This is a genomic window from Streptomyces mobaraensis, assembly GCF_020099395.1.
GTDB lineage: Bacteria > Actinomycetota > Actinomycetes > Streptomycetales > Streptomycetaceae > Streptomyces.
On sequence record NZ_CP083590.1, the window covers coordinates 3,022,131 to 3,048,762 of the forward strand.

Genomic DNA, 26,632 nt, shown 5'->3' on the forward strand with positions numbered 1-26,632 from the left:
GCCCGGCCGACCGGCGGAGTATTGGATTCCGCTTTCTCCGCGCCGGTACGGCAGGCTGGAAGGTGCCGGGAGTCCTCCGGGGCTCCTGGTGTGAAAGGGACGAGGGAGCGGGCGTTGATCCGTGTCGCTGTGGTGGACGACGAACAGCTGGTCCGGTCCGGGCTGCGGATGATCCTGGGCACGGCCCGGGACATCGACGTCGTCGCGGACTGCGGGGGCGGCGACGCCGTGGCCACCGTGCTCGCCCGCAGACCCGACGTCGTCCTCCTCGACGTGCGGATGCCGGACGTCTCCGGGCTGACCGTGCTGCGCGCCCTGCGGGCCGCGCCGGAGCCGCCCGCCGTCGCCATGCTCACCACGTTCGACGCCGACGAGTACCTGGCCGCCGCGCTGCGCGGCGGGGCGGCCGGGTTCCTGCTCAAGGACACCGACCCCGACCAGCTCGTCCGGGCCGTGCGGACGCTCGCGGCCGGGGGCAGCGTGCTCGACCCCGGGGTGACCAGGACCGTGATCGGCGGCTACCTCGCGGCGGGCGCCGGGGCCTCGGCCGCCGAGGCGGTACGGAGCCTGACCCCGCGCGAGCGCGAGGTGCTGGCCCACGTCGGCGCCGGACTGGCCAACCCGCAGATCGCCGAGCGCATGGGCCTGGCGCCCAGCACGGTCAAGGACCACGTCCGCGCGGTCCTCGGCAAGCTCGGCGGGATCAACCGGGTGCAGGCGGCCGTCGTGGCCGACCGCGCGGGGCTGGTGCCCGTCCCACGGCCCGGGGACGGCGTCCGGTGAACCCCCGGGCGCGGAGCCGGCCGGCCTGGGTGCCGCTCGTCGCGCCCGTGGCGCTGGCCGTCGCCGACGCCCTCCTGGTCAACGGCGTGACGCCGGGGGCCGCCCTGCTGCTCTCCCTGGCGGCCGCCGTGGCGCTGCTGTGGCGGCGGCGCTTCCCCGTGACGGTCTTCCTCGCCGTTCTGCCGGGCTTCTACATCGGCTACATCTGGTTCGCGCCGCTGATCGCGCTCTACACGGTGGCGGCCGTGCGCCGGCCCGACCGGCGGCTGCTGGGCGTCACCGGCCTGCTCTTCGCCGTCGTCCACTTCCTCCCCTACCCCGTCTCCGACCTGCCGGTGGGCAACCCGCGCGGGCTGGCGCTGGACGCGATCAACGCGGTCGTCATCGCGGCGGCGCCGATCGCGCTGGGGCTGCTCTCCCGGACCCGCCGCGAACTGGCCGCCCGACTGGACGAACTGACCCGCAGCCGGGCCCGCGAGGACCGGCTCCTCGCCGACCGGGTCCTCGCGACCGAACGCGCCCGGCTCGCCCGCGAGATGCACGACGTCGTCGCCCACCAGGTGAGCCTGATCAGTCTTCAGGCGGGCGCGGTGCAGGTCAGCACGGCCGACACCCGGGCCCGCGCCGGGGCGCGGACCATCCGCGAGCTGTCGGTGCGCACGCTGGACGAACTGCGGCACATGGTCGGCATCCTGCGGGCGGCGGGCGCGGACACCGAGGAGCTGACACCGCAGCCGAAGCTCGCGGACCTGCTGCGGCTGATCGAACTGAGCGCGCTCGACGTCACGTACGAGGCCGCGTACGACCCCGCCGCCGAACGCTCGGAGGCGGTCGAACGGGCCGCCTTCCGCACCGTGCAGGAGGCGCTGACGAACGTGCGCAAACACGCGCCCGGGGCGAAGGTACGGGTGCGGGTGGACGAGCCGGACGGCGGGCTGCGCGTCGAGGTCCGCAACGGGCCGGCCGACTCGGCCGTCCCGGCACCCGGGCTGCCCGGCGGCGGCCACGGCCTGGTGGGGCTGCGGGAGCGCGCGCAGAGTCTCGGCGGCACGCTGGAGGCGGCGCCGACGGAGGACGACGGGTTCGTGGTGCGGGCGCGCTTTCCGCGCGGGGGATGAGCGTGCGGCTTCCGCGCGGGGGTGGCCGGGTGTTGTACGGGCGGGGGTGAGCGTGTGCTTTACGGCGGCGGGCTTCCCGGCCGGAGGTGACCGCGTGCTGACCGGCGGCGTGCTTCCCGGACGGTGGTGACCGTGTGCTTTTCCGCGCGGAAGGTGACCGTGGGGCGCCGGACGGCGTCAGTGTGCGGCGTTCGGTGCCGGTGTGCGCGCTTTCGGTACCGGTGTGCGCACCTTCGGGCATGTCGACGGCCCCCGGCGCCGTGCGGCGCGGGGTGGTCGTCCGGCCGTTTCCGCGGCCGGGCCGGTTCAGGCCGAGAGGGGGTCGGTCTCGGCGGTGGCGCTCGCCAGGTCCGGGTAGACCTCGAAGAGGCGCCGTACGCCGAGCGCGGCGAGCACCCTGTTGACGTGCGATCCGTCGACCGCCCCCTGGGCGGGCAGGATCAGCCGCAGCCGTCCTTGGCAGGAGCGCATCAGACGCCGGGCGGCGATGAGCACACCGACCCCGCTGGAGTCGCAGAACCGCACCTCGCCGAGGTCGAGCACCAGACTCCGCCGCCCCTCCGCCACCGCGTCGTGCACGCGCTGCCGGACCGCCGGGGAGGTCACCAGATCCATCTCGCCGCTGACCTGGAGCACGGCCCAGTTCCCCTGCTCGCGCTCCCACACCTTCAACGTCACGCGTTCGAGCCCTTCCACTCGGTCCGCCGGCTGTTCGCGCTTCCCGGCGCAATTCCGGACTGAGCCCTTCCGCGGTGTGGCCGCCGTCCCCTGCCCTCCGCGACGGTCGTACGACCCTCGGGGATCCGGCAGCCGGATCCGCCGCGAATTGCCGTCTGGCATAAACCACCGCCCTGACCCTATGCCCAGCCCGGACCCTTCCTCCCCCCGGATCCGGTCACACCCGCATAACACATCGGCACATTCGAGCATGTCCGGTCAAACACCGATCGCTTGACGGTCGGCCGACGGACTGCCACCGTCCCACGCGCCACCTGCGAAGACGAGCCGGACCGCCCCGGCACCCCGCGCCGGCGGCCGGCCGGCATCCCGGCTCCGTCAAGCCCTACCACCCGTGGCGGCCCCGTGCCCGGGCTTCCCTGATCTTCCCCGGAGTTACCCGGATTTCCGTCCGAACGAGCGCCCGTTGTCGGACCCTCCCGTTACATTGCGAAGTGCAGGCGTCGTGACGACGCACGGGAGGAGGGGCGGATGACGACGGACGCACCACCACGGTGGGACCGGAGGATGCAGCAGCGGCTCGCGCACGGCGAAGCGGCCGCGCTCGGCGAGCTGTACGACCGTTTCGCCTCTCTGGTGCACGGCCTCGCCCACCGCGTCCTCGGCGACGAGGCCGGCGCCGACCGGGTCACGCGCGACGTCTTCGGCCACGTCTGGGAGCACCCCGGCGAGTGGGACCCCCGGCAGGGCCCGCTGCGCTCCTGGCTCGCCGACCTCACCCACCGGCAGGCCGTCGCCCGGCTGCGCCGGTCGGAGAGCGACGGCCCCGGCGGCCCGGCCACCCCCGAGGAGATCGACGAACGCGTCCGCGCGGCCTCCGTCGCCGCCCGCGCCGACTACATCGTCGGTTCCATGCCCGCGCCCCTGCGCGAGGCCCTCGACCTCGCCTACACCCGCCGCCTCGACTACCGCCGGGCCGCCGCCGGCCTGGGCGTCACCGAGGACGAGGCGCGCCGCCGGCTGCGCCTGGGGCTCCAGTTGCTCTCCACCGCCCACGGCCCCCGCCACCCGGGCCACCGCGCGGCCGGCCCGCCGCCACCCTCCGCCGGCGGAGACCCACGATGACCGCACACCCGCTCCAGCCGTCCCGGCCGCACCCCGCGCTCACCTCGCTGCTCGGCGCCTGGGCGCTGGCCGCCTGCTCCCCCGACGAGACCGCGGCCGTCGAGGAGCACCTGACCGACTGCGCCTCCTGCGCCGAGGAGGCCGTCCGGCTGCGGGACGCGGTCGCCTTACTCCACCCCGAGGACAGCCTCGACCTCGATCCGTCCCTGCGCTCCCGGGTGCTCGCGCACTGCCTCGGCCGCCGCCCGGCCCGCATCCCGGTGCCCGGCTGGGCCGCGCCTTACGAGGCGGAGACGGCCCGCCTCGACGCCCTGCTGCGGGACATCGGCGAGCAGGACTGGCGGGCGCCGGTGCGGCTCGCCTGGTTCGACGGGCGCCGGCCCGCCGAACGGGAGGTCAGCGTGGCCGCAGTGATCAGCCACCTCACGGCGGTGGACGGCCTCGTCGCCGGCTCGCTGGGCCTGCCCGACCCGGTGCCGGCGCCGGCCGCCGCGGTGGCCGTCCTGTCCGGCGGCGGAGCGGCGACGGCGCCCGCGGGCCGCGTGCCGGTGTCGCCCGACGGACGCACCGAGGCCCTGTGGACGGCCGAGGAGGGCCGGCCCTCGGGCAGCGCCCACGCGGCCTGGCGCGACCAGAGCCGCGCCCTGATAAGGAGCGCGTCCTTCGCCGCCGGGAGCGCCGGGAGCGCCGGGAGCGCTGGGAACGGCGGGAACGCCGGGAGCGGCGAGACCGCTGGGAACGCCGAGGCCACGGCCGCCACGAGCGTCGAGTACGGCCCGTTCAGCCTCCCCCTGCGCGACGCCTTCCTCGACCGCGCCTTCGAGTGCTGGGTGCACGCGGAGGACGTCGCCGACGCGGTCGCGTACCCGTACGAGCCGCCGGCGCCGTCCCATCTGCACCGCATGATCGACCTGGCGGCCCGGATGCTGCCGGGCGCGATCGCCGGCCGCCGACGGGCCGGGCTGGCCCCGCCGGCGCACATGCTGACCACCGCCGGCGCGCCGGGACGCGCGCTGCACCTGGAGGTGGAGGGCAGCGGCGGCGGCCACTGGTACATCGCCCTGGACTCCCCCACCGCCCACGTCTCCCCGGGGACGGAAGTGGCCCATGTGGCGCTCGACGGGCTGGAGTTCTGCCGGCTCGCCGCCGGGCGGGTCGAGCCGCAGGAGGCCGCGGCCGGACAGGACGGGGACCCGGAGGCCATCCGGGACGTCCTCTTCGCCACGGCCTCGCTGTCACGGCTGTAGGCGGCGTCACGGCTGTAGGCGGCGTCACGGCTGTAGGCGGCGGGAGCGAGGGAAGGGGGCACAGGGGGGGGCACGACCGCCGGGCCCGCGAACGCGGGCGGGCCCGGAGCGGCCGCGAGACGGCCTTGCGCTTACGCGAAGACGACCGTGCGGCGGCCGTTCAGCAGCACGCGGTGCTCGCTGTGCCACTTCACCGCGCGGGCCAGGGCCTGGCACTCCACGTCCCGGCCGATGGCGACCAGCTGCTCGGGGGTCACCTCGTGGCCGACCCGCTCGACCTCCTGCTCGATGATCGGGCCCTCGTCGAGGTCGGCGGTGACGTAGTGCGCGGTGGCACCGATCAGCTTCACACCGCGGGCGTGCGCCTGGTGGTACGGCTTCGCGCCCTTGAAGCTCGGCAGGAAGGAGTGGTGGATGTTGATGATCCGGCCCGACAGCTCCTTGCAGAGGCTGTCGGAGAGCACCTGCATATAGCGGGCCAGCACGACGAGTTCGACCTTCTCGTCGCGGACGAGCTCCAGCAGCCGCGCCTCGGCCTCCTGCTTGGTGTCCTTCGTCACCGGGATGTGGTGGAAGGGGATGCCGTAGGAGCCGACGAGCTCGGCGAAGTCGGTGTGGTTGGAGACGACCGCCGCGATCTCCACCGGCAGGGCGCCGATCCGGGAGCGGAAGAGCAGGTCGTTGAGGCAGTGCCCGAACTTGGACACCATCAGGATGATGCGCATCTTCTCGTCGGCGCGGTGGATCTGCCAGTCCATGTGGAACGCGTCGCCGATGGCGGCGAAGCTGGCCCGCAGCTTCTCCAGCGTCACCGGGGCCTCGGCGCCGAAGTGCACCCGCATGAAGAACAGCCCGGTGTCGTGGTCGCCGAACTGCTGGCTGTCCTCGATGTTGCAACCGGTCATGAAGAGGTAGCTGGACACCGCGTGGACGATGCCCTGCTTGTCCGGGCAGGAGAGGGTGAGGACGTACTGGTCGGGCTGTGCGGTCCGCGCGGGCGGCGCCGGCTGCGAGGCGTTCATAGCCCAATAGCGTCGCATATCCGCGGGGCTCCGCCGGACCACCCGGTTCCGCGGGGCCGGGGCGGGGGCGGGAGCGCGGCCGGGCGGAGGGCCGGGGCGGGGAGCCCCGGCGCGTACGGCCCCGTCCTGTCGGGGCCCGTGGCGCCGTCCGGCCCCGCGGGCCCCGCCGGCCCGTCCTCGCCCGGGTCAGACCTTCGTCAGGACGGCCAGGACGGGCAGGGAGCGCGGCGGTACGTCCGGGTCGTCCCCGTCCCCCGCCGCCAGCCGGACGTGCGCCTCGCGGGCCGCCCGGACGGCCTCGGGCCAGCCGTGGTGCTCCAGATAGGCCGAGACCGGCGCGTCGGCGCCGACCTGGTGCATGATCCGCAGCACGCGCAGCACCGCCACGTCCACCAGGGCGGCCTCGCCCGAGTCGCGGAACACCGTTCCGACGTATTTCTCAGCCGACCAGTTGTCCAGCCAGGTGTCCTCGACCAGGCGGTAGACGGCGTCGGTCACGTCTCCGTACCCTTCACGCCCGGTCAGCCAGCATTCCTGCTGGAAGGCCGGGTCCGAGAGCATGTGCAGCGCCGAGCGGACGTTCGCCCGCCAGCGCCACCATGGCATGTCATTGAGCGGCATGCCGTCCATGGTGGTCGAGCGGCGGCCGCGACGGGAAGACTTCTCCGAACCTTGCACAGCGATCGATCGTACGTTCCCGCCCCGGCATCGCGTCCACGGGTGCCGGACGGCGTCAGAGCTGCGTCCACTGCCGCTGCGGCAGCCCGTACTTCTTCGCGATCGGATTCCACAGGTCGGCCGCCCGCTTCTTGGCGGCCGTCGCCTCACCGCTGGCCCGGTCGCCGGCGAGGGCCTCCTTGCTGGGACGGGCGTGACCCTTGTGGCAGCCGTGTTTGCCGCCGACCTGATCGGCCCAGGCCGCGTAGTGGGCGTCGGCGGACGCGGACGACTGCCACGCCTTGGTGAGCTGCGCGGTGAGGTCGCCGTGGCCGGGCAGTTTGTCCACGGGGGTCTTTCGCAGCCGGTCGACCAGGCCGTTCCGGTCCTTCGCGGCGTCGCGGAGGTCACCGGCCGACTTGCCGAGGTCCTTGCAGTTCCTGGTGGCGTCCACGGCCTGGATGACCGTGCCCCGGCTGCTGCCGCTGTCCTGGAGCAGCGCGTCCAGCGCCTTGGCCTGGCCCTCTCCCGGGTCTTTCGGCTTGGGCTTCTTGCTCGGGGTGCCGTCCGGGGTGGCCGGGGCGCTCGGTTCCGTCGTGACGGAGGCGGCCTTCTGAGGCTCCTGCCCCTTGTCCTTGTCGTCACCTCCGCCCCAGAAGAACGCGCCCGCGGCGAGGCCCGCGACGGCGCAGCCGGCCACGACGCCGCCGATCACGGCGACGCTCCGGCCCCGGCCCGAGCGGGCCGGCTTCGCCGGGGCGGGCGGTGGCGGCGCGTAGCCGGCGGCCGGAGCGGCGGCCCCGGGCAGCGGGGGGCCGGGGATACGCGGACCGGCGGGGCCGGGCGGTGTCGCCGGGCCGGCGCCCGTGGGACCGGGGCCGGGCCGTGCGGGCGCCTCACGGAAGGAGGCGGCCGACTGGCGGAAGAGGGTGTCGAACTCGGCGGGCGGGGCGCTGCGGTCGCCGGTGGGCGGGGCGGGGGCGCCTGCGGGTGCCCCGGCTGCTGCCGTGCCTGCCGTGCCTGGCGTGCTGGCCGTGCCGGCTGCTCCGGGAGTGACCGGCGGGAGGTACTGCGTGGCGGCCGCCGGGTCACCGGGAGCGGCGGTGTGCCCCGTGGCCCCCTGGACGGGCGGCAGGAACTGCGTGGCAGCCGACGCCGCGTCGGGGCCGACCCCGGCGGGGCCGCCCGGCACCGGCGGAAGGTACTGGGTGGCCGCTTCCCCGGCGGGCGAACCGGCGGGAGACGGGCCGGGCACCGGCGGGAGGTACTGGGTGGCGGCCTCCCCGGCGGGCGAACCGGCGGTCGGGGTTCCGCCCGGGATCGGCGGGAGGTACTGCGTGGCGGCGGAGTCCGAAGCAGCTCCTGGGGAGGAGGTGGCAGGAGTGACCGGAGGCAGGTAGCGCGTCGCCTCCCCGTCGCCGTGCGGCGCGGGGGCCGACGGCTCCTGGAACGGCGGGAAGTACTGCGTGGCCGGCTCGCCCTCGGCACCGCCCGCGCCCACGCCCGCGACGGGCGGCAGGTACTCGGGCGCCGGGGCGCGGCCCGGCAGGGGCGGTACTGGGTCGAAGGCGCGCGCCGCCGGGCCCAGTCCCTGCGGGGGCACCGGCGCGCCGGGTATTCGGGGCGCCGTGCCGGCGCCGGGCGGAGGCATCTCGGGTGGCAGCGGCGTCCGTCGCCCGTCCGGCGGGGTCGCAGGGAATTGCGGCTCGTTTCCCTGTCCGCTCTGCGTCACCGGGACTCCTCATGCTGTACGGGTACGGAACGGCGGCTCACGCTACCCGGTGACTTGGCGGCAGGCCACGTGTGCAGTGGGGAGGGGAGGGGGGATGCCCCGGCCCCGCCCTTTCTCCGCTTCTTGCGGGGGCCAACCCCCGCACCCCCGCAGCGCGCTGCGCGCGCTGTCCTCAAACGCCGGACGGGCTGATATTCAGCCCGTTGGGGGTACCCCCTCTGGGGGAGTTTGAGGACAAAGGGGGTCTGGGGCGCATCCCCAGGAAGTGGCGAAGGGGTGGGACCGGGGCCCCACCCCTCCCCCCCCTAAGCCGCCTGCATCTCCATCCGCGCCCCGAAGTCCCGTACCGCCGGCTCGTCCCGGAACGGCTGGAGGCGTTGCTGGAAGTCCTCCAGGTACTCCGCGCCGCGGTTGGACCGGAGGGTGCCGAGGAGTTCCAGGGCCCGGGTGCCCGTCGCGCAGGCCTCTTCCACCTCGCGTTGCTGCACGTGTGCGGTGGCGAGCAGGAGGAGGCCGATGGCGCGGCGGCGGACGCGGCCCTCGGGGTGGTTGGCCAGGGCGTCCTCCGCGTGCCGGCGGGCCGGTTCGGACTGGCCCAGGTCGCGGTGGCAGTGGGCCAGTTCGTCCGAGAGGTACGCGCGGTCGAAGTGCCGGATCCACGAGGGGTCATCGCCGGAGTCGATGCCTCCGTCGGCCTGTTCGAGTTTGGTGACGGCCTTGGCGGCGACGGTCTGGCAGGACCGGGCGTCGCCGAGGAGCGCGTGCCCGCGCGCCTCCGCCGCGTGGAACATCGCCTCGACCCGTGGCGTGACCTGCCCCCGGGCGCCCTCCTGTGCCGCCTTCGCGAGCTGGGCGATCTCCCGTGGGTTGCCGAGCGACGCGGCGAGGTGGCTCATGCTGGCGGCGAGTACGTAGCCGCCGTAGCCGCGGTCGCCCGCGGCCTGCGCGAGCCGCAGGGCCTGGATGTAGTAGCGCTGGGCGAGCCCCGGCTGCCCGGTGTCGACGGCCATGTAGCCCGCGAGTTCGGTCAGCCGTGCGACGGCGGCGAAGAGTTCGCGTCCGACCGCCTCCCGGTACGAGCCGGCGAGCAGCCCGGAGACGACGCTGTTGAGGTAGTGGACGACGACCGGGCGGACGTGCCCGCTCCCGTACCGGTGGTCGAGCTCGACGAGCGCCTCCGTGGTGGCGCGGACCGCTTCCACGTCCGACACCCCGACCCGGGCGCCCGCGCTCCGCGCGACCTGCGGGTCGGCGCCGGTGATCAGCCAGTCGCGGCTGGGTTCGACCAGCGCGGACGAGGCGACCGAGGTGCCGCTGAGGAAGTCGCGCCGGCCGACGTCGCTCCGCCACAGCTCGCAGACCTGCTCGATCGCTCCCATGACGGTCGGGGAGAACTGCAGGCCCACGCCCGAGGCGAGGTTCTTGCCGTTGGCCATGCCGATCTCGTCGATGGTGACCGTCCGGCCCAGCTTGCGGCCGAGCGCCTCGGCGATGACGGCCGGGGCGCGGCCGCGGGGCTGCTGGCCGCGCAGCCAGCGGGCGACGGACGTCTTGTCGTAACGGAGATCAAGGCCGTGTTCGGCGCCGCACATGTTGACGCGGCGCGCCAGGCCGGCGTTGGAGCAGCCGGCCTCCTGGATGAGCGCCTGCAGCCGTTCGTTCGGCTGCCGCGCGACGAGTGGCCGTGCGGCCATCTGTACCCCCTGAGACTGCTATGCGTTCGCGAAGGACTTCGCGGAGCTCTTCGCGGGGTCCTTCACGGAGTTCCTCGCGAAGGACCTCGCGACATACGGAGAAGCTGGGACAGCTGAGAGCGCCTTCCTCTGCGATCTTTCCCCCCAATGTCCTGAGAATGCCGGACTTTCCCGTATTGATGCCAGAGCGTTGATGAATGCGTCGGCTGTGCCGGCTTCCGCCTCGCCAGTGGCTACCCCCCTCCCGGGGCGAAGCCGCCTCTGCGCCCCCGCACATGCATCCGTGCGCCCCGTGTGCTGATCCCCGCTGCCCCCATGCACCCCCGGGACGGCCCGTAACCCCTGGTGACAAGGGGAGTTGTGATGAACGTGGAAGAGACGATCGGAGTAGGGACCCCGCGCATTCCCCAACAACGCGGCGAGCGCGTCCTCGACGCCGCGGTGCGGTACGCGGAGGAGCGGCACTGGGACGTTTTCGCCGGCACCTGGCTGGAGGCCGTGGACGGCCGGGAACGCTGCTCCTGCGGCGACCTCGACTGCCCCGCCCCCGGCGCCCACCCGGCCCGGCCGGACTGGGCCACGCAGGCCACCGGCAGCGCGGTCGGCGCGCGCCGCATGTGGGCGAAACACCCGGGCGCCGCGGTCCTGCTGCCGACGGGGCGGACGTTCGACGCCCTGGACGTCTCCGAGTCCGCGGGCTGTCTGGCGCTGGCCCGCATGGAGCGGATGGGCATCGAGCTGGGGCCGATCACCAGCACCCCGTTCCGCCGGATGCTCTTCTTCGTCCTGCCGGGCGGGGCGCTCAAGGTCGCGGACGCGGCGCGCAAGCTGGGCTGGCGCCCCTCCTCGCTGGACCTGGTGGCGCGGGGCGAGGGCGACTACGTGGTGGCGCCGCCGAGCCGGGTGGGCAACCGCGGCGCCGTGCAGTGGGCGCGCCAGCCCACCGCCGCCAACCGCTGGCTGCCGGACGCGGAGGAGCTGGTCAGCGCGCTCGCGTACGCGTGCGGGGGGCAGTCCGCGGAGGCGCGGGGGCGGTAGCGGGCCGGCCCTCCAGAAGGCCTCCGGACCGGGCTTCCCGAAAGGGCTCCGGACCAGGACCCGCCCCGTCTGGAAGTCCCTGACGTTTGTCACCTGCTTCCGTCCCCGGCCGACCCTAGGCTGAGGACGGGGCGGGGCCTGCCGCCCCCGAGCACCACCAGGAACGAGGGATGGCAGTGGGACGGGAAGCGACATCCGCGGCCGTACGCGTCGAGGGACTCTGGAAGCGGTTCGGCGAACAGGTGGCCGTGGCCGGGATCGATCTGGAGATACCCGCCGGCCGGTTCATCGGGCTCGTCGGGCCGAACGGGGCGGGCAAGACCACGACGCTGTCGATGGTCACCGGCCTGCTGCGGCCCGACTCGGGACGGGTGGAGATCGCCGGACGCGACGTCTGGGAGGATCCCGCCGCCGCCAAGTCCGTGATCGGCGTGCTGCCCGAGGGGCTGCGGATGTTCGAGCGGCTGTCGGGGCGCGAACTCCTCGCCTACACCGGGCGGCTGCGGGGGCTGCCCGGCGACGAGGTGGACCAGCGGGCCACCCAGCTCCTCGACGTGCTCGACCTCGCGGGCGCGCAGCACAAGCTCGTCGTCGACTACTCGACCGGCATGCGCAAGAAGATCGGGCTGGCGGCGGCGCTGCTGCACAACCCCGAAGTCCTCTTCCTGGACGAGCCGTTCGAGGGTGTCGACCCGGTCTCCGCGCAGTCCATCCGCCGGGTGCTGGAACGTTACACCGCCTCCGGCGCCACGGTCGTCTTCTCCAGTCACGTGATGGAGCTGGTGGAGTCCCTCTGCTCCTGGGTCGCCGTCCTCGCCGCGGGCCGCATCCGCGCGCACGGCACCCTGGAGGAGGTCCGGGGGGAGGCGCCGACGCTCCAGGCCGCGTTCCTCGACCTCGTGGGCGCCCGCGGGACGAGCGACGGCCAGGAGCTCGACTGGCTGGGCGGCGTCCGATGACCACCGCGACCCCCTCCCCCGCCGCCCCCGCCGCCCCTCTGCTCTCCCTGACCCCGCTCTTCGCCCGCCTGAAGCTGACACTGCTGCGCAACGGTCTGCGGCAGTCGAACAAGCGCAAGGCCGTCTTCATCGCGTCCATCGTCCTCGTCGCCCTGTTCGGCGCGCTGCAGCTGCTCGGTCTGGTGGCGCTGCGCGGCACCGAGCACGTGGCGGCGTTCACCGTGCCGCTGACGGTGCTGCTCGCGCTCGGCTGGGCGGTGATGCCGCTGTTCTTCCCCGGCGGCGACGAGACCCTGGACCCGACGCGGCTGGCGATGCTGCCGCTGCGGCCCGCGCCGCTGATCGCCGCGCTGCTGGTCAGTTCGCTGATCGGCATCGGCCCGGCGTTCACCCTGCTGATCCTGATCGGCTCGGTGATCGCGACGGCGCACGGGGCCGCGGCGTTCGCGGTCGCGGTGCCGGCGGTACTGCTGACGCTGCTGGTGTGCGTGGCCCTGACACGGGCCGTCGCCACCGCCAACGTCCGGCTGCTGTCCAGCCGGAAGGGAAAGGATCTCGCGCTGCTCAGCGGCGTGATCATCGGCGTCGGGGCACAGCTCGTCAACCTGGCGGTGCAGAAGCTGAGCGAGGCCGGGCTGGCCCGGCTGGAGCCGGTGGCCGACGTGACGCGCTGGATCCCGCCGGGCTCGGCGCTGGACGCCGTACGGGCCGCGGGCGAGGGCGAGTACGGGCTCGCCGCCGCGGAACTCGCCCTGACCGCCGCCCTGCTGGCCGTCCTGACGCTCTGGTGGCAGCGCACCCTCACCAAGGTCATGACCTCGCCGGACTCCTCCACCCTCGTCTCCACGGCGAAGCCGGAGAAGGAGCGCGGGGCCGGCGCGGGCCTCGCCCGCCTGCTGCCCGCCGGGCGGACGGGCACGGCCGCCCAGCGGCAGCTGCGCTACGCCTGGCGCGATCCGAAGATCAAGACGACCTGGGGGTCGACGCTGGGCATCGGCGTCGCGATCCCTCTGATCAACATCGTGCAGGGCTCGCACAATCTGTACTTCATCTCCGTCGCGGTCATCATGCTGACCGGTCTGATGTACAACCAGTTCGGTCAGGACGGACCGGCCTTCTGGATGGTCCTCCAGGCGATCGGCTCGCCGCGCGACGCGCTCGCCGAACTGCGCGGCCGCGCGCTCGCCCTGACCCTGATCACGGTGCCCTACCTCCTCGTGCTCGTCCTGGCGATGGCGGTGATCACGGGCAGGTGGGACCAGTGCCCGGAGGTGCTGGGCCTGAGCCTCGCGGCGCTGGGGGGCTTCCTGGGAACGGGGGCCATCGCCTCGGTGCAGTACCCGTACTCCGTCCCGCAGGACCACGCCTTCAAGAACATCGCCCCCGGCCAGTCCGGCATCGCCTGGCTCGGCACGCTCTGGTCGTTGGTCGGCCTGGCCGTCTGCGCGCCGCTGATCGGACTGACGATCGGCCTGCACCTGACGGACGGCCACGGGCTGCTGTGGACCGTGCTGCCGCTGGGCGTCGTCTACGGGCCGCTGGCCGCCTGGGCGGGGCTGCGGTTCGCCGCGCCGCGGATGGCGCGGCGGCTGCCGGAGATCCTGGATGCGGCGAGCAAGGCGTAGCGGCCACAGGGCCGCTCACGGGGGGTGCCACCGTGGGCCCGGGGCGTTGTCAGTGCCCGGGTCTACGGTGGTTCCATGAGTTCCGCGATGTCCCTCACACTGCTCGACCTCGCCGCCGCGCGCGCCTTCATCGGCTGCCGCGACGAGGGGCTGCTGCACGCCGTCCGCGACAACTTCGGCGCCGATCTGGCCGCCGACGACGACTACTTCGGCAGTGAGATACGCCGGGGTGCCCCCACCGCGTACCAGGCGCTGGAAGCGGTGGTCAACGGCGGTCCGTTCGACGAGGGGTTCGCCTTCCAGTACGGCTACGCGTACAAGAGGCTCTGCGAGCTCACCGGGTACCGCCTGCCCAACAACAACTTCTGCCCGATACGCGCCTCGTGGCTGCCCGTCCTCGACGAGGCGCTGGCGGGCCTGGGCATCACCGCCGTCTCCGTGTCCGAGCTCACCTACTCGCTCCCCGACCCGCTGCCGTTCACCGACCTGCCCGGCTACGGCGAGTGGACGGCGGAGCAGTGCGCCAAGGGCCTGGCGCAGTGGGAGGCCACCACGGACGAGCGGCGGCGGGCCGTGGACCCGATGACGATGGAGGTGATCGAGGAGTGCGTCGGCTGGATGCGGGCGGCGGGGCGGATGCCGGGGTTCGGGGTCGTCGGCTTCCTGTCGTGAGACGGGTGATCGGCACCGGAGTTGGGCCCCGGTGCCGGATACGGCCGTTCCGCTCCCGCGGCGCGATGCCGGGCGGTCACGCCACGACGGCGTTCCGTTCCGCGGCCTCCGGTCCGGCCGGCGCCGCCTTCTCCCGGCCTGCTCCCGTTGCCGCCACCGCTTCCGCCTCCGGCAGGGTCCAGCTCGGCGGCAGTTCCTCCGCCGACTCCACGTAGCCGTCGGGGCGGACGAGCAGGGCCGTCCGTACGGAGTCGGCTCGGGTGACGGTGAGCGCGCCGGGCGGGGCCGGCGGGACGTCGGGGCCGGTGTCGCGCGGCAGGACGCGGAGGTGGGTGCCGGCACGCAGTGCCTCGTAGAGGCGGGTGGGTCCGTCGCCGGTCTCGACGAGCGGCAGGTCGGGCACGCGCCGGCCGGTGAGCGGGTGGGATCCGGAAGGTGCCGGGTAGGCGACCGCGAGTCCGGAGACGGTACGGGCGAGCCGGTGTCCCACGGCCGGTGTGAAGGGCAGGACACGGGCGGCGACGTTGCGCGCGCCCCGGATCACCGGGGAGTCGAGCAGCACCGCGCGGACGATGGCGCCGCTGACGCGCAGCACCTGTGCGCCGACGGGATGGCGTTCGGCGTGGTAGCTGTCCAGCAGGGCCTCCTCGGCCCGGCCGTGGAGGACGGCCGCCAGCTTCCAGCCCAGGTTGGCGGCGTCCTGCAGGCCGGCGTTCATGCCCAGGCCGCCGGCGGGCGAGTGGACGTGGGCGGCGTCGCCGGCCAGGAACACCCGGCCGTCCCGGTAGCGGGGCACCTGGCGCTCGTCGCTGTGGAAGCGGGAGGTCCAGCGGGCGTCGTGGATGCCGAAGTCGGTGCCGAAGAGGGCGCGGGTGACGCCCTTGAGCTCGTCCAGGTCGACGGGGGCATCGGTGGGAAGCCGGGTGCCGCGCCGCCAGGCGATGATCCGGAACCAGCCGTCGCCGAACGGGACGACGAACGCGAAGCCCTCGGCGCCGCCCCGGAACGCGGGCAGTTCGCGCGGCGCGGCGGACAGCCGTACGTCGGCGAGCATCACGGAGTCGAGCACTGCCCGCCCCGGGAACGGCATGCCGAGCGCCTGCCGGACGGTGCTGCGCACACCGTCGGTGCCGACCGCGTACCGCGCCCGCAGGGTGCGCGCGGTGCCGTCCGCCTCCTCGACGTCCAGCGCGACCCCGTCGGCGTCCTGCCGCAGTCCGGTGCAGCGCACCCCGCGCCGGATGTCGGCGCCCGCCGCCACGGCGCGCTCTTCGAGGAGGTGTTCGACGTGGTACTGCGGGGTCATGAGGACGCCCGGGAAGCGGGTCTCCAGCCGGGTGAGGTCGATGGCCATCCGCCCGAACAGGCGGACGCCGTCCACCAGGTGGCCCGTCGCGATCAGCGGTTCGGCGAGCCCCCGCGCGTCGAACACCTCCAGGGTCCGGGCGTGCACGGCGAAGGCCCGGGTGAGGTTGGACTCCGCGCTCCGCCGCTCCAGCAGCACGACGTTCACACCGGAGGCGGCGAGATCCCCGGCCAGCAGCAGACCGGTCGGGCCGGCCCCGACGACGAGGACGTCCGCGGGCGGCTCGGTGCGGGTGGACGTGGAGGTGGCGGTACGAGCGGACATGACGGCCTCCTTTGGCCGGTTCCTCTGGCCTGTTCCCTTCCAGTGCACACCTGGGCCGAAGGAATGTCAACGCCCGTTGAATTAATTTCGGGCGTGCGGCCGCGCGCCCCTTCCGCCAGCGTTTCGGCAGGCTGCGGGGGAGGAGGGTGAGGCGCGGTGTGAGGGTGCGCGCTCGGCGCGGCCCGGGCCGCGGCTACACCGGCACCGCCGCCCGGAGGAAGGGCTCGGCCGCGCGGCGCCAGGCGGCGGGCTGGTCATAGTGGAGGAAGTGGCCCGCGTCGGCCACCTCCGCGTAGCGGCCCTGAGGGAGGACGCGGACCATCTCCTGCGCCTCGGCGCGGCCGAGCTCCCCGTCCAGGCCGCGGACGACGAGGGCGGGACACTCGACGAGGGCCAGCTCCTCCCAGTGGGCGTCGTGGGCGTACGCCTCGCGGGCCATGAGCATCTGGCGGCGGAAGAAGAGCGGACGCCAGCCGTCCGCGCGTTCGGCCATCACCTCGGCGTAGAAGTCGCCGCGCGCGGGGGCCGGGCGGTCCAGGGTCGGATCCTCCTGGCCGAACCAGTGCCGGACGTCCGCCAGCGTGGCGAAGGGCACCGGCCAGGACTTGAACCACTCGCCCCAGCGGCGCTGGGTGGCCGCGCCCAGCGCCGAGGCACGCATGTCGCAGATGACGAGGGCCCGGACGAGGTCGGGCCGGCGCGCCGCCAGCCGCCAGGCCGTGAGGGCGCCCATCGCGTGGCCGATGAGGGTGACCGGGGCGAGCCCCAGCCGCTCGACGACCGCCTCGGCGTCGGACACATAGGCGTCCAGCACGTACGGGCCCCCGACGGGCTTCTCGCTGCGCCCGTGTCCACGCTGGTCGAGGGCCACCACCCGGTACCGGGTGGAGAGCCAGCGGGCCGTCTCGGCCCAGTGCGCCGCGCGGCCCATCAGCCCGTGCAGCAGCAGGACCCCGCCCTCGCCGGGCTCCCGCCCCCGGGCCACGGCCGGCACCGTGTGCACAGGCGCCCTGCCGAGCGCGTCGACCGTCCGCGTCCGGTCGGCGAACTCCCAGGCGGCGAGCCGCACTCCACCACTGCCACTGACATCGATACGCCGCGCCATCACTCCTGGCATCCCCACTTCACCCCCGGACAGCTCCACCTTATGGAACCCCCTTTCGAATGGGACGGTTCTCGCGCTCAACACCCCTCGTTCGAGTGACCGGGGCCGAGGGTTGACCGTCGTCGCCAAGGGGAGAAATCGACTCGGGCGCGGACCGCTCGGGGAAACAGGTCCGCGAGGCGCACCCTGGGAGCTCGGGGCCCCGGGTCGCCGCAGGGGGAATACGGGGAGGCGGGGCCCCGGCCGCCCGCGAGGGCGCCGGGGCCCTTGTCATGCTTCGCGCCCCTGCGGGGCGCGGATGTCCGGTGGGCGGCGCTCCCGTCGACCGCGTCGACGCACCGCGGCGCACCGCCCGGGCCGCCGCCCGCACCCGCGCGATGCGGGGCGCGCACGCCGGGCGTGCGGGGGCGATTGCACACGACACTCGTGCCGGGCGGACGGCAGCGATCGCGCACCACACCCTTGCCGCGCGAACCGGCACGCTCGTCGCCGACGCTTCGTACGGCACCCGCGCTGAGCGGACGGCAGCCATGCCGTGCGGCGCTTCTGCCGGGCGCGCCCGCTTCCTCGCACGCAGCGATCCGCTCGGCGCGTGTGCCCCATGCGGCGCCCGCGCCGGACGCGCCGGGGTGGCCGCCTGAGCCGGGTACGGGCACTCGGGCCTCTGTGCCGCGAGGACCCCGGCGATGGCAGTCCGGGCCGCCGCGAGCACGCCGGTGCGGCGGACGGATGCCCGGACGAGGTGCGGGAGCAAGGGCCTCCACGCTGCGAGAGTCCCGGCGGCGGCCCGGGCGGCCGCCCCGTCGACGGAGCGGGCAGATGCCCGGACGCGCTGCGGGAACGCGGGCCTCCGCGCCGCGAACAGTCGGACCGTGGCCGGGTGGGCGGACCTGACAGTAGCCATGCGGGCGGAGCGGGCCGTGGCCGCATGGGCGGAACAGGCCTTGGCCGCATGGATGGAGCAGGCCGTGGCCGCGGCCCGCATCGTGGCGGCGGACCGGGCCGTGGTCGCGGCACGCGCCGCCCGCGTGGCCACGGCCGTTTTCGCCGTCCCGGTGGAAACCACGGGCGGCACACACGCCCCGACAGGCGCGGGCAGCGCAGAAAGCACCCCGTGCCTCATCGGCTCCCCTCCCTGGTCGGCGGCGCGAGCGCATATGCCACTACGCCAGCGTGACACGCCCCGGGGGCGTCTGTACGCGATCCGCCGACTTCCGCCGACTCCGGCCGGGGAATGGGTAGTTGACCACACCGCCGGTCCCGCCGGCACCCCGCCGGGAGAGGCGCGTGGGCCCGCGCGGCGGCGCGGGGCCGGCGCGCGTGGGCCGTGCGGGCCGCGCGGGCGGGTGCCGTACGAGCCGGTGGCGGGACCGGTGGCGGAGGTGAATCCACCGGTCAGCGCCGGTCGTCCCGGGCGAAGGCCCGGGACGAGCCCCGGCTCAGCGCTTGGCGACGAAGACGTGCGAGGCGATCTCCGAGGCCAGCTCGGCGGACTCGCCACTGCTGCCGACCATCACCCCACCGGGCGACTCCGTCACGCTGACCACGGCACCCGGCTGCACCCCCACGCGCCGCAGGGTGTGCATCAACTGCGCGTCGCTCTGGATCGGCTCGCCGATGCGCCGCACGACGACGGTCTTGCCCTCCGTCCCGGGCGTCAGGTCGAGCAGGCTGACCATGTCCTCGTTCAGGTAGGGGTCGGCCTCGGCCTTCTCGCCGAGCTCCTCCAGGCCGGGGATCGGGTTGCCGTACGGCGACTCGGTGGGGTGGCGCAGCAGCTCCAGCACGCGGCGCTCGACGGCTTCGCTCATCACGTGCTCCCAGCGGCACGCCTCCTCGTGGACCTGCTCCCACTCCAGGCCGATCACGTCGACCAGCAGGCACTCGGCGAGCCGGTGCTTGCGCATGACGCGCGTCGCCAGCCGGCGGCCCTCCTCGGTGAGCTCCAGGTGGCGGTCGCCGGCGACCGTGACCAGGCCGTCGCGCTCCATCCGCGCGACCGTCTGGCTCACCGTCGGACCGCTCTGGTCCAGCCGCTCCGCAATGCGCGCACGCATCGGGACCACACCTTCCTCTTCCAGCTCCAGGATGGTGCGGAGATACATCTCCGTGGTGTCGATCAGTCCGGACATGCGTGCCCCTCGATAAGTCGTGCGCTGGCCCTGGCACCAATTCTGACGCATACCACTGACAAGCCGGGCGTGTACCGCCCGGGCCGGGACCGCCGTATTGACAGGGCCCAGGTCAAACCCGCAACGTGAGCCGCGCCACCACGACGGCCCCCGCGCCGCCGGCACCGTGCCGGCGCCGCGGATCGCCGCCGCGCGGGCGACCTGACCTGACGCCGACGACGCCGACAGAGATGCCGAGGAGCCCATGGCGATGAGCGGGAACAAGCTGGCCGGCCAGTTCTTCGACGCCGCGATCGAGCTGCTCCGGCGCGCCCGCGACGAGGAGGCGGAGCACATCGCCGACGCGGCGGCCCTGATCGCCGACACCGTCGCGGACGGCGGACGGATCTTCGTCTTCGGCGCCGGCCACTCGTCCATCGCCGCCCAGGACGTCGTCTACCGCGCCGGCGGCCTGGCCCTGGTCAACCTGCTCGCCGTGCCCGGGACGGTCGGCGTCGACGTCACCCCGGCCACCCTGGGCAGCGCCCTGGAGCGGGTGGACGGGCTCGCGGGCGCGGTGCTCGACACCAGTCCCGTGCAGGCGGGCGACGTCCTCGTCGTGATCTCCCTCTCCGGCCGCAACTCGCTGCCCGTCGAGATGGCGATGAACGCCCGCGCGCTCGGCCTCAAGGTCGTCGGCCTCACCTCGCTCGCCTACGCCGAGCACACCAAGTCCCGGCACGTGTCCGGGACGTTCCTGAAAGACCACTGCGACGTCGTCCTCGACAGCAAGATCGGCATTGGGGACGCGGAGTTGACGGCCGAGGGCATCGCCGCGCCCTTCGCGCCCGCCTCCACCGTCGTCACCAGCGCCCTGATGCAGGCCGTGATCGCCTCGGCCGCCGGGGAGCTCGCCGCGCGCGGGATCGAGCCGCCGATGCTGCGGTCCGGGAACGTGGACGGCGGTCACGAGTGGAACGGCCGGGTGCTCGCGGAGTACCGGGACCGGATCTTCTTCCGGCACTAGGTTCGGCGGGACGGCCCTGGGGTCGGCGGGACGCACCCGGTCCGGCGGGGCAACGCTGGAGTCGGCGGGACGCACCCGGTCCGGCGGGGCAACGCTGAAGTCGGCGGGATGACGCCGAGGTCAGCGGTCCGGCGCTGGGGTCGGCGGGACGCACCAGGTCCGGCGGGGCGACGCTGGGGTCGGCAGTCCGGCACCAGGTTCGGCGGTCCGGCGCTGAGGTCGGCGGGGCGACACCGAGGTCAGCGGACGGCGCTGGGGTCAGCGGACGGCATCAGTTCCGCAAGGCGGTACCGGTTTCCGCAAGGCGGTACCCGTTTCCGCCTGACGGCACCGGTTCCGCAGGACCGCACCGCTTTCGCGGTCCGGCACCGGACCGGTTGACGGACTCGCCCCAGGGCGCCGTCCGCCCGCCGCCGGAGGGAGCCTGAGGGAGCCGGAGGGAACGCCCGCTTCCGGCCCGGCGGCCCCCGAGCCCCTCACCCCGCCGGCGCCGCCGTCGCCGCCGCCAGGTCCACCGCCGCCGCCACCCGCGTCGCGATGTCCTCCGCGTACGTCGCGTCCGCCCGGTCGAACGGCCGGCGTGACGGGCCGCGCAGGAAGGTGACCACGCCCACCGTGCGCCCCCTGCTGCGCAGCGCGGTGGAGAGGGCGTGCTGGGTGCCGGCGGGCCATTTGCGGGCGGCGGCCCAGTCGCGGGTGCGGTCGGAGACGGCCCGGACGGAGCCGCAGCGCTCGACCGCCTGGAGGGCCGGGTGCCCCTCCGCGTACGGCACCGGGAGGCAGCCGCGGACGGAGGCGGTGCCGCTCCCGCCCGTCGCCCCCGCCGGGGTGGCGGCGGCTCTGAGCAGCCGGATCGGGCGCTCGGGGTCGGGTTCGGGCTCGGGGAGCAGGTCGATCAGGGCGTGGTCGGCGAAGCCGGCGAGGGCGAAGTCCATGTACAGGGCGGCGGCCTCCATGGGGTCCTCGCACTCGGCGACCGCCCGGCCCGCGCGGTGCAGCTGGCTGCCGCGGAACCGCAGCCGGGCGCTCTCCTGCTCGGCGAGCCGGGCCTTGGTGACGTCGAGGAAGAGCCAGGCCACGCCCAGCGGCACCGGCTCCTCGGCGAGGGGCGTGGCCAGCCGGAGGAACCCGCTCCGCCAGCAGCGCCGCTCGGGCGCGCCCGCCGCGCGGCCGTCCGACGCGGTGTCGGCGCCGCCCCGGACGGTGACCCAGAGCTCGGTGGGGGCGGGCGGCGCGCCGGTCGCGAGGACGTGCTGGAGCGCGCTCTCCACGTCCTCCAGCCCCTGGTCGAGCAGGTCGCCGAGCGGGCGGCCGAGCAGTCCGGAGCGGCTGCACCGCAGGGCGCGCGCCGCGTGCGCGTTGGCCAGGGCGGGCCGCAGGTCGGCGTCGATCAGCAGGACGCCCCAGGACGCGTCCCCGAACAGGGCCTCGCTGAGCGCCACCGAGCGTTCCAGGTCGATCTGGGTGTGGACCTCGCTGAACGCGCAGTACACGCCCGCCGGCTCGCCGTCGGGTCCCGGCACGGCCGAGGTCTGGGTACGGACCAGGACCCGGCCGCCGTCCTTGGTGAGCAGCGCGAACTCGTCCACCTGCCGCCCGTTGCCGCCCATCGCGTCGGCCAGCCGGGCGTCGAGCGCCGCCGCGTCCGCCTCGCGCACCGCCCAGCCGGCGAGGCCCTGCCGGCCCACCGCCTCCTTCGCCGTCCAGCCGAGGATGCGTTCGGCCTCGCGGTTCCAGTGGGTCACGGTGCCTTCGGCGTCGAACGCGCAGAGGGCGGCGTCCATGCCGTCGAGGAGGGCGGCGAGGAGGTCGTGGTCGTCGCCGTCGGAGGGGGACCCGCGGCCGTCGGCGTCGCGGCCGTCGCCGGGGACGGATCCGGGGCCGGTGGCGTCGGTGTCCTCCGCCGCCGGCCGGGCCTCGTGGCGGGCGGGACCGGAGTGGTGTGGAGCGGTCACGAGATACCCCCTGCTGGACGCGTCTGCATGTCCTGCACGACGGGCCATTCAACTCGACCCCGCCGGACACCACACCGTCTTCGGCGAAATCGGTGCGCGAATTGGTGCGCGCGGAAATTCGGTTGTGACCCTCCCGGCGGCTGCCTACTGTGTGGGGCACACGAGAAGGGAGGTGATCGGACAGTGATTTCAGTCCGGACGCGTGAGGTGACTGCGGGCTAGCGCCCGTCGTCGCGCAGAGCGCAGCGCCGGGTCTTCCGGGTCCTGACGGGCCCCGGGGAAGCCGGCCCAATTCCCAGCAGTCACCCGATCCGTGGGCCGCCGAGTCGTCCGCTCGGCACCGCCGCGCCGTCAGGCGCGGCGGTCAGCGGCCCACGGATCGTCTGCGTTTCGGGGTTCCGCGCGGTTTCAGGGCCACCTACGCGAACGAGCGGCCGACGGGACCACGTCCGCACCTTTCCGCCGTACACGCGCCTCAGCCGTACCCGACCGCATCCGACCGCACGTGACCGCACCCGCCCGCGTCAGCACGCCTCTACGGGCATAGCCGCTCCACCCGCCACATTCCTCCCGAGGCGGCCTCCGCCACCCGTACGAACCGCAGCCGGTCATGCAGCCGGTTCTCCCGCCCCTGCCAGAACTCCACGCTCTCCGGCACCACCCGCAGGCCGCCCCACCCCGTCGGCACCGGCACCTCCGTGCCCTCCGGGTAGCGGGCCGCCAGCCGCGCGTACGCCGCGTCGATCTCCTCCCGGGAGCCGACCACCGTCGACTGGGCGCTCGCCAGGGCGCCGACCTGCGAACCGTGCGGGCGGGAGTGGAAGTAGGCCGCCGTCTCCTCCGGGGCGACGCGTTCCGCCCGGCCCGCGACGATGACCTGACGGGCCAGCGGATGCCACGGGAACAGCAGCGACACATACGGGTTGGCCGCGATCTCCAGGCCCTTGCGCGAACCGTAGTTGGTGAAGAAGACGAACCCGCGTTCGTCGTACGCCTTCAGCAGCACCGTCCGCGAACTCGGCCGCCCGCCCGCGTCCGCCGTGGAGACGATCATGGCGTTGGGCTCCTCCAGCCCGCTCGCCGTCGCCTCGGCGAACCACCGGGCGAACTGCCGGTACGGGTCGTCGGCCAGGTCCTGTTCCCGCAGGCCGGAGGTGCGGTACTGGGCTCGCATGGCGGCGGGGTCCAGCGGGCCGTCGGGATCCTCGGCCGGCGGGACGGGGGTGAGGTGGGGCATCCGCTCATCTTGCAGTACGCGCGGGGGCGTCCGCAGCACCTTGCGCGCCCGAGAACCGAACGCCGGCCCGCTCCTCCACAGCCGGCCGGCAGAACGGTCTTCGCACGAAGGAACCACTCATCCTGCCCCGTCACCGCTCCCCCCAACCCTTCCCGTGGTGAAATGCACGGTGTGCCGGACATCACCCTTCCCCGCATGTGGCGAACCCACCAAAATCGCCAGGTGGAAGGCTGTGGACCCCCCCACAGCACCGGCTATCGTTTCCGGCCTGGCCCGGCTCCCCCGAGGAGACGGGTGAAGTGCCGGGTGAAGTGCTCCCGCACGGGGCATGACCGGTGGAAAGCACGACCGGTCAGCACACCACCGGTGACCACACAACCGGTGAAGAGCACGACCGGTGGAAACGAGCCGAGACCGAGCCGAGCACGACCCCCCAGCACCACCCCGAGCACCGCCCAGAGCACCACCCCCGGCACCACCCGAGCACGACCCCAAGAACACACCACGGAGCGCGAGCCGAGGCCGCGCATCCGGCCGGCACCCGCCCCGCCACCGTCCGGGACGGGCCCGGCGGCAGGGACAGCCGCAGCAGCACCGCAGACACCGCACGCACCAGACCTCATCAGCCTCACCAGACTCACCAAACCTTCAGCTGACCACCGGCCGGGGACACCGCCACGGTCGGCAGCCGCTTGTCGAACACCTCACGAGGAGCCGCCTGATGTCCGACTTCGTACCCGGACTCGAAGGAGTCGTCGCGTTCGAGACGGAGATCGCCGAACCCGACAAGGAGGGCGGCGCACTCCGCTACCGAGGCGTCGACATCGAGGACTTGGTCGGCCACGTCTCCTTCGGGAACGTCTGGGGCCTGCTGGTCGACGGCTCGTTCAACCCGGGGCTGCCGCCCGCCGAGCCGTTCCCCATCCCCGTCCACTCCGGTGACATCCGCGTCGACGTCCAGTCCGCGCTCGCCATGCTCGCCCCCGTGTGGGGCCTGAAGCCGCTGCTCGACATCGACGAGGCCACCGCGCGCGACAACCTCGCCCGCGCCGCCGTCATGGCCCTCTCCTACGTGGCCCAGTCGGCGCGCGGCCAAGGCCTGCCGATGGTCCCGCAGCGGGAGATCGACAAGGCGGAGACCGTCGTCGAGCGCTTCATGAAGCGCTGGCGCGGCGAGCCCGACCCCAAGCACGTCGCCGCCGTCGACGCCTACTGGACGTCGGCCGCCGAACACGGCATGAACGCCTCCACGTTCACCGCCCGCGTCATCGCCTCCACCGGCGCGGACGTCGCCGCGGCACTGTCCGGCGCGGTCGGCGCCATGTCCGGCCCGCTGCACGGCGGCGCGCCGTCCCGCGTCCTCGGCATGATCGAGGAGATCGAGCGCACCGGCGACGCCACCGCCTACGTCAAGCAGGCCCTGGACAAGGGCGAGCGCCTGATGGGCTTCGGCCACCGCGTCTACCGCGCCGAGGACCCGCGGGCGCGGGTGCTGCGGCGGACGGCCAAGGAGCTGGGCGCGCCCCGCTTCGAGGTCGCCGAGGCGCTGGAGAAGGCGGCGCTGGAGGAGCTGCACAACCGCCGTCCCGACCGGGTGCTCGCCACCAACGTCGAGTTCTGGGCGGCGATCGTGCTGGACTTCGCCGAGGTGCCGGCGCACATGTTCACGTCGATGTTCACCTGCGCCCGGACGGCCGGGTGGAGCGCGCACATCCTGGAGCAGAAGCGCACCGGCCGCCTGGTGCGGCCGTCGGCCAAGTACGTGGGCCCCGGCCCGCGCGACCCGCGGGAGATCCCCGGGTTCCAGGAGCGCTGACCCACCTGTAGGGGCCGGGGATCCCGGCCCCTACAGCACGCCGCCTCTACAGCACGTCGTCCAGGATCGCCATCCACTGCTCCACGACCCGGCGCCGCCGTGCCCCGTCGTCCGTGAGGAGCGAGGCGAGGCCCAGGCCGCGGGCCATGTCGAGCAGGCCCTGGACGGTCTCCCGGACGCCCGGCTCCTTCTCGTTCGCACCGAGCAGTCCGACGGCCATGCGGTGCGCCTCGCGGCCGATGCGCGCCTCCAGTTCGACGACGCGCGGGCGCAGCGGTTCCTCGGTCGCCGCGGCCACCCAGAGGTGGAGGGCGGCGCGGAAGAGGGGGCCGGTGTAGAGGTCCACCAGTTCGGTGACGGCGAGGTACCGGCGGGCCGGGCCGACGATCGGCGCCGCGCTCTCGACGAGCGCGCGGAGCGCCGCCGACTGCTGCTCGGCCACGTACTCGACGGCCGACGTGAACAGGTCCTCGCGGGTGGGGAAATGATGTTGCAGGGCGCCGCGCGAGACGCCCGCCTGTTCGGCCACCACGGTGACCGTCGAGCCCGTCCAGCCGTACTCGGCGAGGCAGTCGACGGCGGCGTCCATGACCCGGCGGCGGGTGGCCCGGCCGCGGTTCCGGCCCGTGGTGTCGGTGGTGCCGGTGGTCACTGTCGCCACGCGGGACGCCTCCGTTCCAGAAAAGCGGTGATGCCCTCGCGGGCCTCGTCCGTCGCGAACAGCCGCTCCGACAGCGCCGTGAGCCGTTCCGCATCGCGCTCGAACGCGGCCACAACGTCCGCCGTGACCAGGCGTTTCGACTCCGCGACGCCCTGCGGGGACGCCGCGCGCAGCCCGTCGAGGACGGTCTCCAGGGCCGCGTCGACGTCCGGCGCCGCCACCGTCACCAGGCCGGCGCGCACCGCCTCGCGGGCGTCGAACGTCTCGCCGGTGAGGTAGTAGCGGCCGGCCGCGCGCGGGTCGAGCCGGGGCAGCAGCGGCAGCGAGATCACCGCCGGGGCCAGGCCGAGCCGGGCCTCGGTGAAGGCGAACGTGACCCCCTCGCCCTCCCCCGCCACCGCAATGTCGCACGCGCCGACGATGCCCAGACCGCCGGCCCGGACGTGCCCGGCCACGCGCGCGACCACCGGTTTCGGCAGCTCGACGATCTCTCGTAACAGGCCCGTCAGTTCGGCCGCGCCCGGGGGTTCCTCCAGGTCGGCGCCCGCGCAGAAGGTGCCGCCGGTGTGCGTGAGGACGACGGCCCGGGTGTCCGGGTCGTCCGCCGCGCGGGCGAGCCCGGCGCGCAGCCGGTCGATCAGCGTGGCGGAGAGGGCGTTGCGCCGGGCGGGACGGTCGAGGGTGAGGGTGGTGACGCCGACGGCGGTTCCAAGCTGTACGGGCATGGCCTCTCCAGTCCC

22 protein-coding genes are annotated in these 26,632 nt (G+C 74.4%); 10 read left to right on the top strand and 12 right to left on the bottom strand.

The features are described 5' to 3' along the window. The first annotated feature begins 114 nt into the window (after window positions 1-114). Together K7I03_RS12795 and K7I03_RS12800 are read left to right on the top strand one after the other, a co-directional pair. Window positions 115-783, top strand: a complete 669-nt coding sequence (locus K7I03_RS12795) for a response regulator (protein WP_185941419.1) — start codon at window positions 115-117, stop codon at window positions 781-783. Beyond that, a complete protein-coding gene (locus K7I03_RS12800) occupies window positions 780-1,901 on the top strand; it encodes a sensor histidine kinase (RefSeq protein ID WP_185941420.1) in 1,122 nt (373 codons plus the stop codon). Before K7I03_RS12795 ends, K7I03_RS12800 begins: the two co-directional genes overlap by 4 nt. 306 nt (window positions 1,902-2,207) lie before the next feature. On the opposite strand, the gene K7I03_RS12805 is transcribed toward K7I03_RS12800, so the two are convergent. Then, window positions 2,208-2,579: an STAS domain-containing protein gene (locus K7I03_RS12805; RefSeq protein ID WP_185941421.1), complete on the bottom strand. Its 372-nt coding sequence runs from the start codon at window positions 2,577-2,579 to the stop codon at window positions 2,208-2,210. Between the two features lie 531 nt (window positions 2,580-3,110). On the opposite strand from K7I03_RS12805, the gene K7I03_RS34055 reads away from it, so the two are divergent. Together K7I03_RS34055 and K7I03_RS12815 are read left to right on the top strand one after the other, a co-directional pair. Further along, complete coding sequence (locus K7I03_RS34055) at window positions 3,111-3,704, top strand: sigma factor (RefSeq protein WP_313772139.1); 594 nt, start codon at window positions 3,111-3,113, stop codon at window positions 3,702-3,704. Continuing rightward, complete coding sequence (locus tag K7I03_RS12815) at window positions 3,701-4,951, top strand: anti-sigma factor family protein (protein WP_317988264.1); 1,251 nt, start codon at window positions 3,701-3,703, stop codon at window positions 4,949-4,951. The genes K7I03_RS34055 and K7I03_RS12815 overlap by 4 nt, the downstream gene beginning before the upstream one ends. 131 nt (window positions 4,952-5,082) lie before the next feature. Here the strand turns inward: K7I03_RS12815 and purU are convergent, their stop codons facing one another. The 4 genes from purU to K7I03_RS12835 all read right to left on the bottom strand — a co-directional run bounded on the left by purU (window position 5,083) and on the right by K7I03_RS12835 (window position 10,056). After that, a complete protein-coding gene (gene purU / locus K7I03_RS12820; RefSeq protein WP_185941423.1) occupies window positions 5,083-5,973 on the bottom strand; it encodes a formyltetrahydrofolate deformylase in 891 nt (296 codons plus the stop codon). 186 nt (window positions 5,974-6,159) lie between these two features. Then, window positions 6,160-6,603: an SCO4402 family protein gene (locus K7I03_RS12825; protein WP_040890138.1), complete on the bottom strand. Its 444-nt coding sequence runs from the start codon at window positions 6,601-6,603 to the stop codon at window positions 6,160-6,162. 103 nt (window positions 6,604-6,706) lie between these two features. Next, entirely contained in the window at window positions 6,707-8,233 is a 1,527-nt protein-coding gene (locus K7I03_RS12830) for a hypothetical protein (protein ID WP_185941424.1), read from the bottom strand. 434 nt (window positions 8,234-8,667) lie between these two features. Continuing rightward, a complete protein-coding gene (locus K7I03_RS12835) occupies window positions 8,668-10,056 on the bottom strand; it encodes a transcriptional regulator (protein ID WP_185941425.1) in 1,389 nt (462 codons plus the stop codon). A gap of 363 nt (window positions 10,057-10,419) precedes the next feature. Here K7I03_RS12835 and K7I03_RS12840 point away from each other — a divergent pair, with 363 nt between their 5' ends. The 4 genes from K7I03_RS12840 (at window position 10,420) to K7I03_RS12855 (ending at window position 14,350) form a co-directional block, all read left to right on the top strand. Further along, window positions 10,420-11,094: a bifunctional DNA primase/polymerase gene (locus K7I03_RS12840; RefSeq protein WP_185941426.1), complete on the top strand. Its 675-nt coding sequence runs from the start codon at window positions 10,420-10,422 to the stop codon at window positions 11,092-11,094. Window positions 11,095-11,264: 170 nt separating this feature from the next. Next, entirely contained in the window at window positions 11,265-12,053 is a 789-nt protein-coding gene (locus K7I03_RS12845; RefSeq protein ID WP_185941427.1) for an ABC transporter ATP-binding protein, read from the top strand. Next, on the top strand, window positions 12,050-13,678 hold the full coding sequence (locus tag K7I03_RS12850; RefSeq protein ID WP_185941428.1) for a transporter: 1,629 nt from the start codon (window positions 12,050-12,052) through the stop codon (window positions 13,676-13,678). Before K7I03_RS12845 ends, K7I03_RS12850 begins: the two co-directional genes overlap by 4 nt. Before the next feature lie 75 nt (window positions 13,679-13,753). Continuing rightward, window positions 13,754-14,350 (top strand): DUF7691 family protein, encoded by a 597-nt coding sequence (locus K7I03_RS12855; protein ID WP_185941429.1) that lies wholly within the window; start codon window positions 13,754-13,756, stop codon window positions 14,348-14,350. A 76-nt stretch (window positions 14,351-14,426) separates the two neighbouring features. Here K7I03_RS12855 and K7I03_RS12860 read toward each other — a convergent pair whose 3' ends face one another. From K7I03_RS12860 to K7I03_RS12870, 3 genes are all read right to left on the bottom strand, one after another. After that, window positions 14,427-15,980, bottom strand: coding sequence for an FAD-dependent monooxygenase (locus tag K7I03_RS12860; protein ID WP_185941430.1), 1,554 nt, complete (start codon window positions 15,978-15,980; stop codon window positions 14,427-14,429). Window positions 15,981-16,173: 193 nt separating this feature from the next. Beyond that, a complete protein-coding gene (locus K7I03_RS12865; RefSeq protein ID WP_185941431.1) occupies window positions 16,174-17,085 on the bottom strand; it encodes an alpha/beta fold hydrolase in 912 nt (303 codons plus the stop codon). A gap of 1,439 nt (window positions 17,086-18,524) precedes the next feature. Then, the gene (locus tag K7I03_RS12870; RefSeq protein WP_185941432.1) at window positions 18,525-19,217 is read right to left on the bottom strand and encodes a metal-dependent transcriptional regulator; all 693 of its coding nucleotides are present in this window, start codon (window positions 19,215-19,217) and stop codon (window positions 18,525-18,527) included. 250 nt (window positions 19,218-19,467) lie between these two features. Here K7I03_RS12870 and K7I03_RS12875 point away from each other — a divergent pair, with 250 nt between their 5' ends. Further along, window positions 19,468-20,223 (top strand): SIS domain-containing protein, encoded by a 756-nt coding sequence (locus K7I03_RS12875; RefSeq protein WP_185941433.1) that lies wholly within the window; start codon window positions 19,468-19,470, stop codon window positions 20,221-20,223. Between the two features lie 476 nt (window positions 20,224-20,699). Here the strand turns inward: K7I03_RS12875 and K7I03_RS12880 are convergent, their stop codons facing one another. Continuing rightward, complete coding sequence (locus K7I03_RS12880) at window positions 20,700-22,178, bottom strand: PAS domain-containing protein (protein ID WP_185941434.1); 1,479 nt, start codon at window positions 22,176-22,178, stop codon at window positions 20,700-20,702. 535 nt (window positions 22,179-22,713) lie between these two features. Next, on the bottom strand, window positions 22,714-23,415 hold the full coding sequence (gene pdxH, locus K7I03_RS12885) for a pyridoxamine 5'-phosphate oxidase (RefSeq protein ID WP_185941435.1): 702 nt from the start codon (window positions 23,413-23,415) through the stop codon (window positions 22,714-22,716). Between the two features lie 721 nt (window positions 23,416-24,136). Between pdxH and K7I03_RS12890 the strand changes: the two genes are divergently transcribed. After that, window positions 24,137-25,231 carry a citrate synthase 2 gene (locus K7I03_RS12890; protein ID WP_185941436.1) on the top strand — a complete coding sequence of 365 codons (1,095 nt, stop codon included), beginning with the start codon at window positions 24,137-24,139 and terminating at the stop codon, window positions 25,229-25,231. A gap of 46 nt (window positions 25,232-25,277) precedes the next feature. Here the strand turns inward: K7I03_RS12890 and K7I03_RS12895 are convergent, their stop codons facing one another. Continuing rightward, window positions 25,278-25,820 carry a TetR/AcrR family transcriptional regulator gene (locus tag K7I03_RS12895; protein ID WP_221902685.1) on the bottom strand — a complete coding sequence of 181 codons (543 nt, stop codon included), beginning with the start codon at window positions 25,818-25,820 and terminating at the stop codon, window positions 25,278-25,280. A gap of 59 nt (window positions 25,821-25,879) precedes the next feature. Next, on the bottom strand, window positions 25,880-26,617 hold the full coding sequence (locus K7I03_RS12900; RefSeq protein ID WP_185941437.1) for an enoyl-CoA hydratase family protein: 738 nt from the start codon (window positions 26,615-26,617) through the stop codon (window positions 25,880-25,882). Window positions 26,618-26,632: the final 15 nt, after the last annotated feature.

Coding starts and splice junctions, on each gene's coding strand:
- K7I03_RS12850 (WP_185941428.1), top strand. CDS start 12,050: ATGACCACCGCGACCCCCTCCCCCGCCGCCCCCGCCGCCCCTCTGCTC.
- pdxH (WP_185941435.1), bottom strand. CDS start 23,415: ATGCCCCACCTCACCCCCGTCCCGCCGGCCGAGGATCCCGACGGCCCG.
- K7I03_RS12890 (WP_185941436.1), top strand. CDS start 24,137: ATGTCCGACTTCGTACCCGGACTCGAAGGAGTCGTCGCGTTCGAGACG.
- K7I03_RS12895 (WP_221902685.1), bottom strand. CDS start 25,820: ATGGACGCCGCCGTCGACTGCCTCGCCGAGTACGGCTGGACGGGCTCG.
- K7I03_RS12845 (WP_185941427.1), top strand. CDS start 11,265: ATGGCAGTGGGACGGGAAGCGACATCCGCGGCCGTACGCGTCGAGGGA.
- K7I03_RS12815 (WP_317988264.1), top strand. CDS start 3,701: ATGACCGCACACCCGCTCCAGCCGTCCCGGCCGCACCCCGCGCTCACC.
- K7I03_RS12855 (WP_185941429.1), top strand. CDS start 13,754: ATGAGTTCCGCGATGTCCCTCACACTGCTCGACCTCGCCGCCGCGCGC.
- K7I03_RS12840 (WP_185941426.1), top strand. CDS start 10,420: ATGAACGTGGAAGAGACGATCGGAGTAGGGACCCCGCGCATTCCCCAA.
- K7I03_RS34055 (WP_313772139.1), top strand. CDS start 3,111: ATGACGACGGACGCACCACCACGGTGGGACCGGAGGATGCAGCAGCGG.
- purU (WP_185941423.1), bottom strand. CDS start 5,973: ATGAACGCCTCGCAGCCGGCGCCGCCCGCGCGGACCGCACAGCCCGAC.
- K7I03_RS12870 (WP_185941432.1), bottom strand. CDS start 19,217: ATGTCCGGACTGATCGACACCACGGAGATGTATCTCCGCACCATCCTG.
- K7I03_RS12835 (WP_185941425.1), bottom strand. CDS start 10,056: ATGGCCGCACGGCCACTCGTCGCGCGGCAGCCGAACGAACGGCTGCAG.
- K7I03_RS12860 (WP_185941430.1), bottom strand. CDS start 15,980: ATGTCCGCTCGTACCGCCACCTCCACGTCCACCCGCACCGAGCCGCCC.
- K7I03_RS12900 (WP_185941437.1), bottom strand. CDS start 26,617: ATGCCCGTACAGCTTGGAACCGCCGTCGGCGTCACCACCCTCACCCTC.
- K7I03_RS12875 (WP_185941433.1), top strand. CDS start 19,468: ATGAGCGGGAACAAGCTGGCCGGCCAGTTCTTCGACGCCGCGATCGAG.
- K7I03_RS12865 (WP_185941431.1), bottom strand. CDS start 17,085: ATGGCGCGGCGTATCGATGTCAGTGGCAGTGGTGGAGTGCGGCTCGCC.
- K7I03_RS12825 (WP_040890138.1), bottom strand. CDS start 6,603: ATGGACGGCATGCCGCTCAATGACATGCCATGGTGGCGCTGGCGGGCG.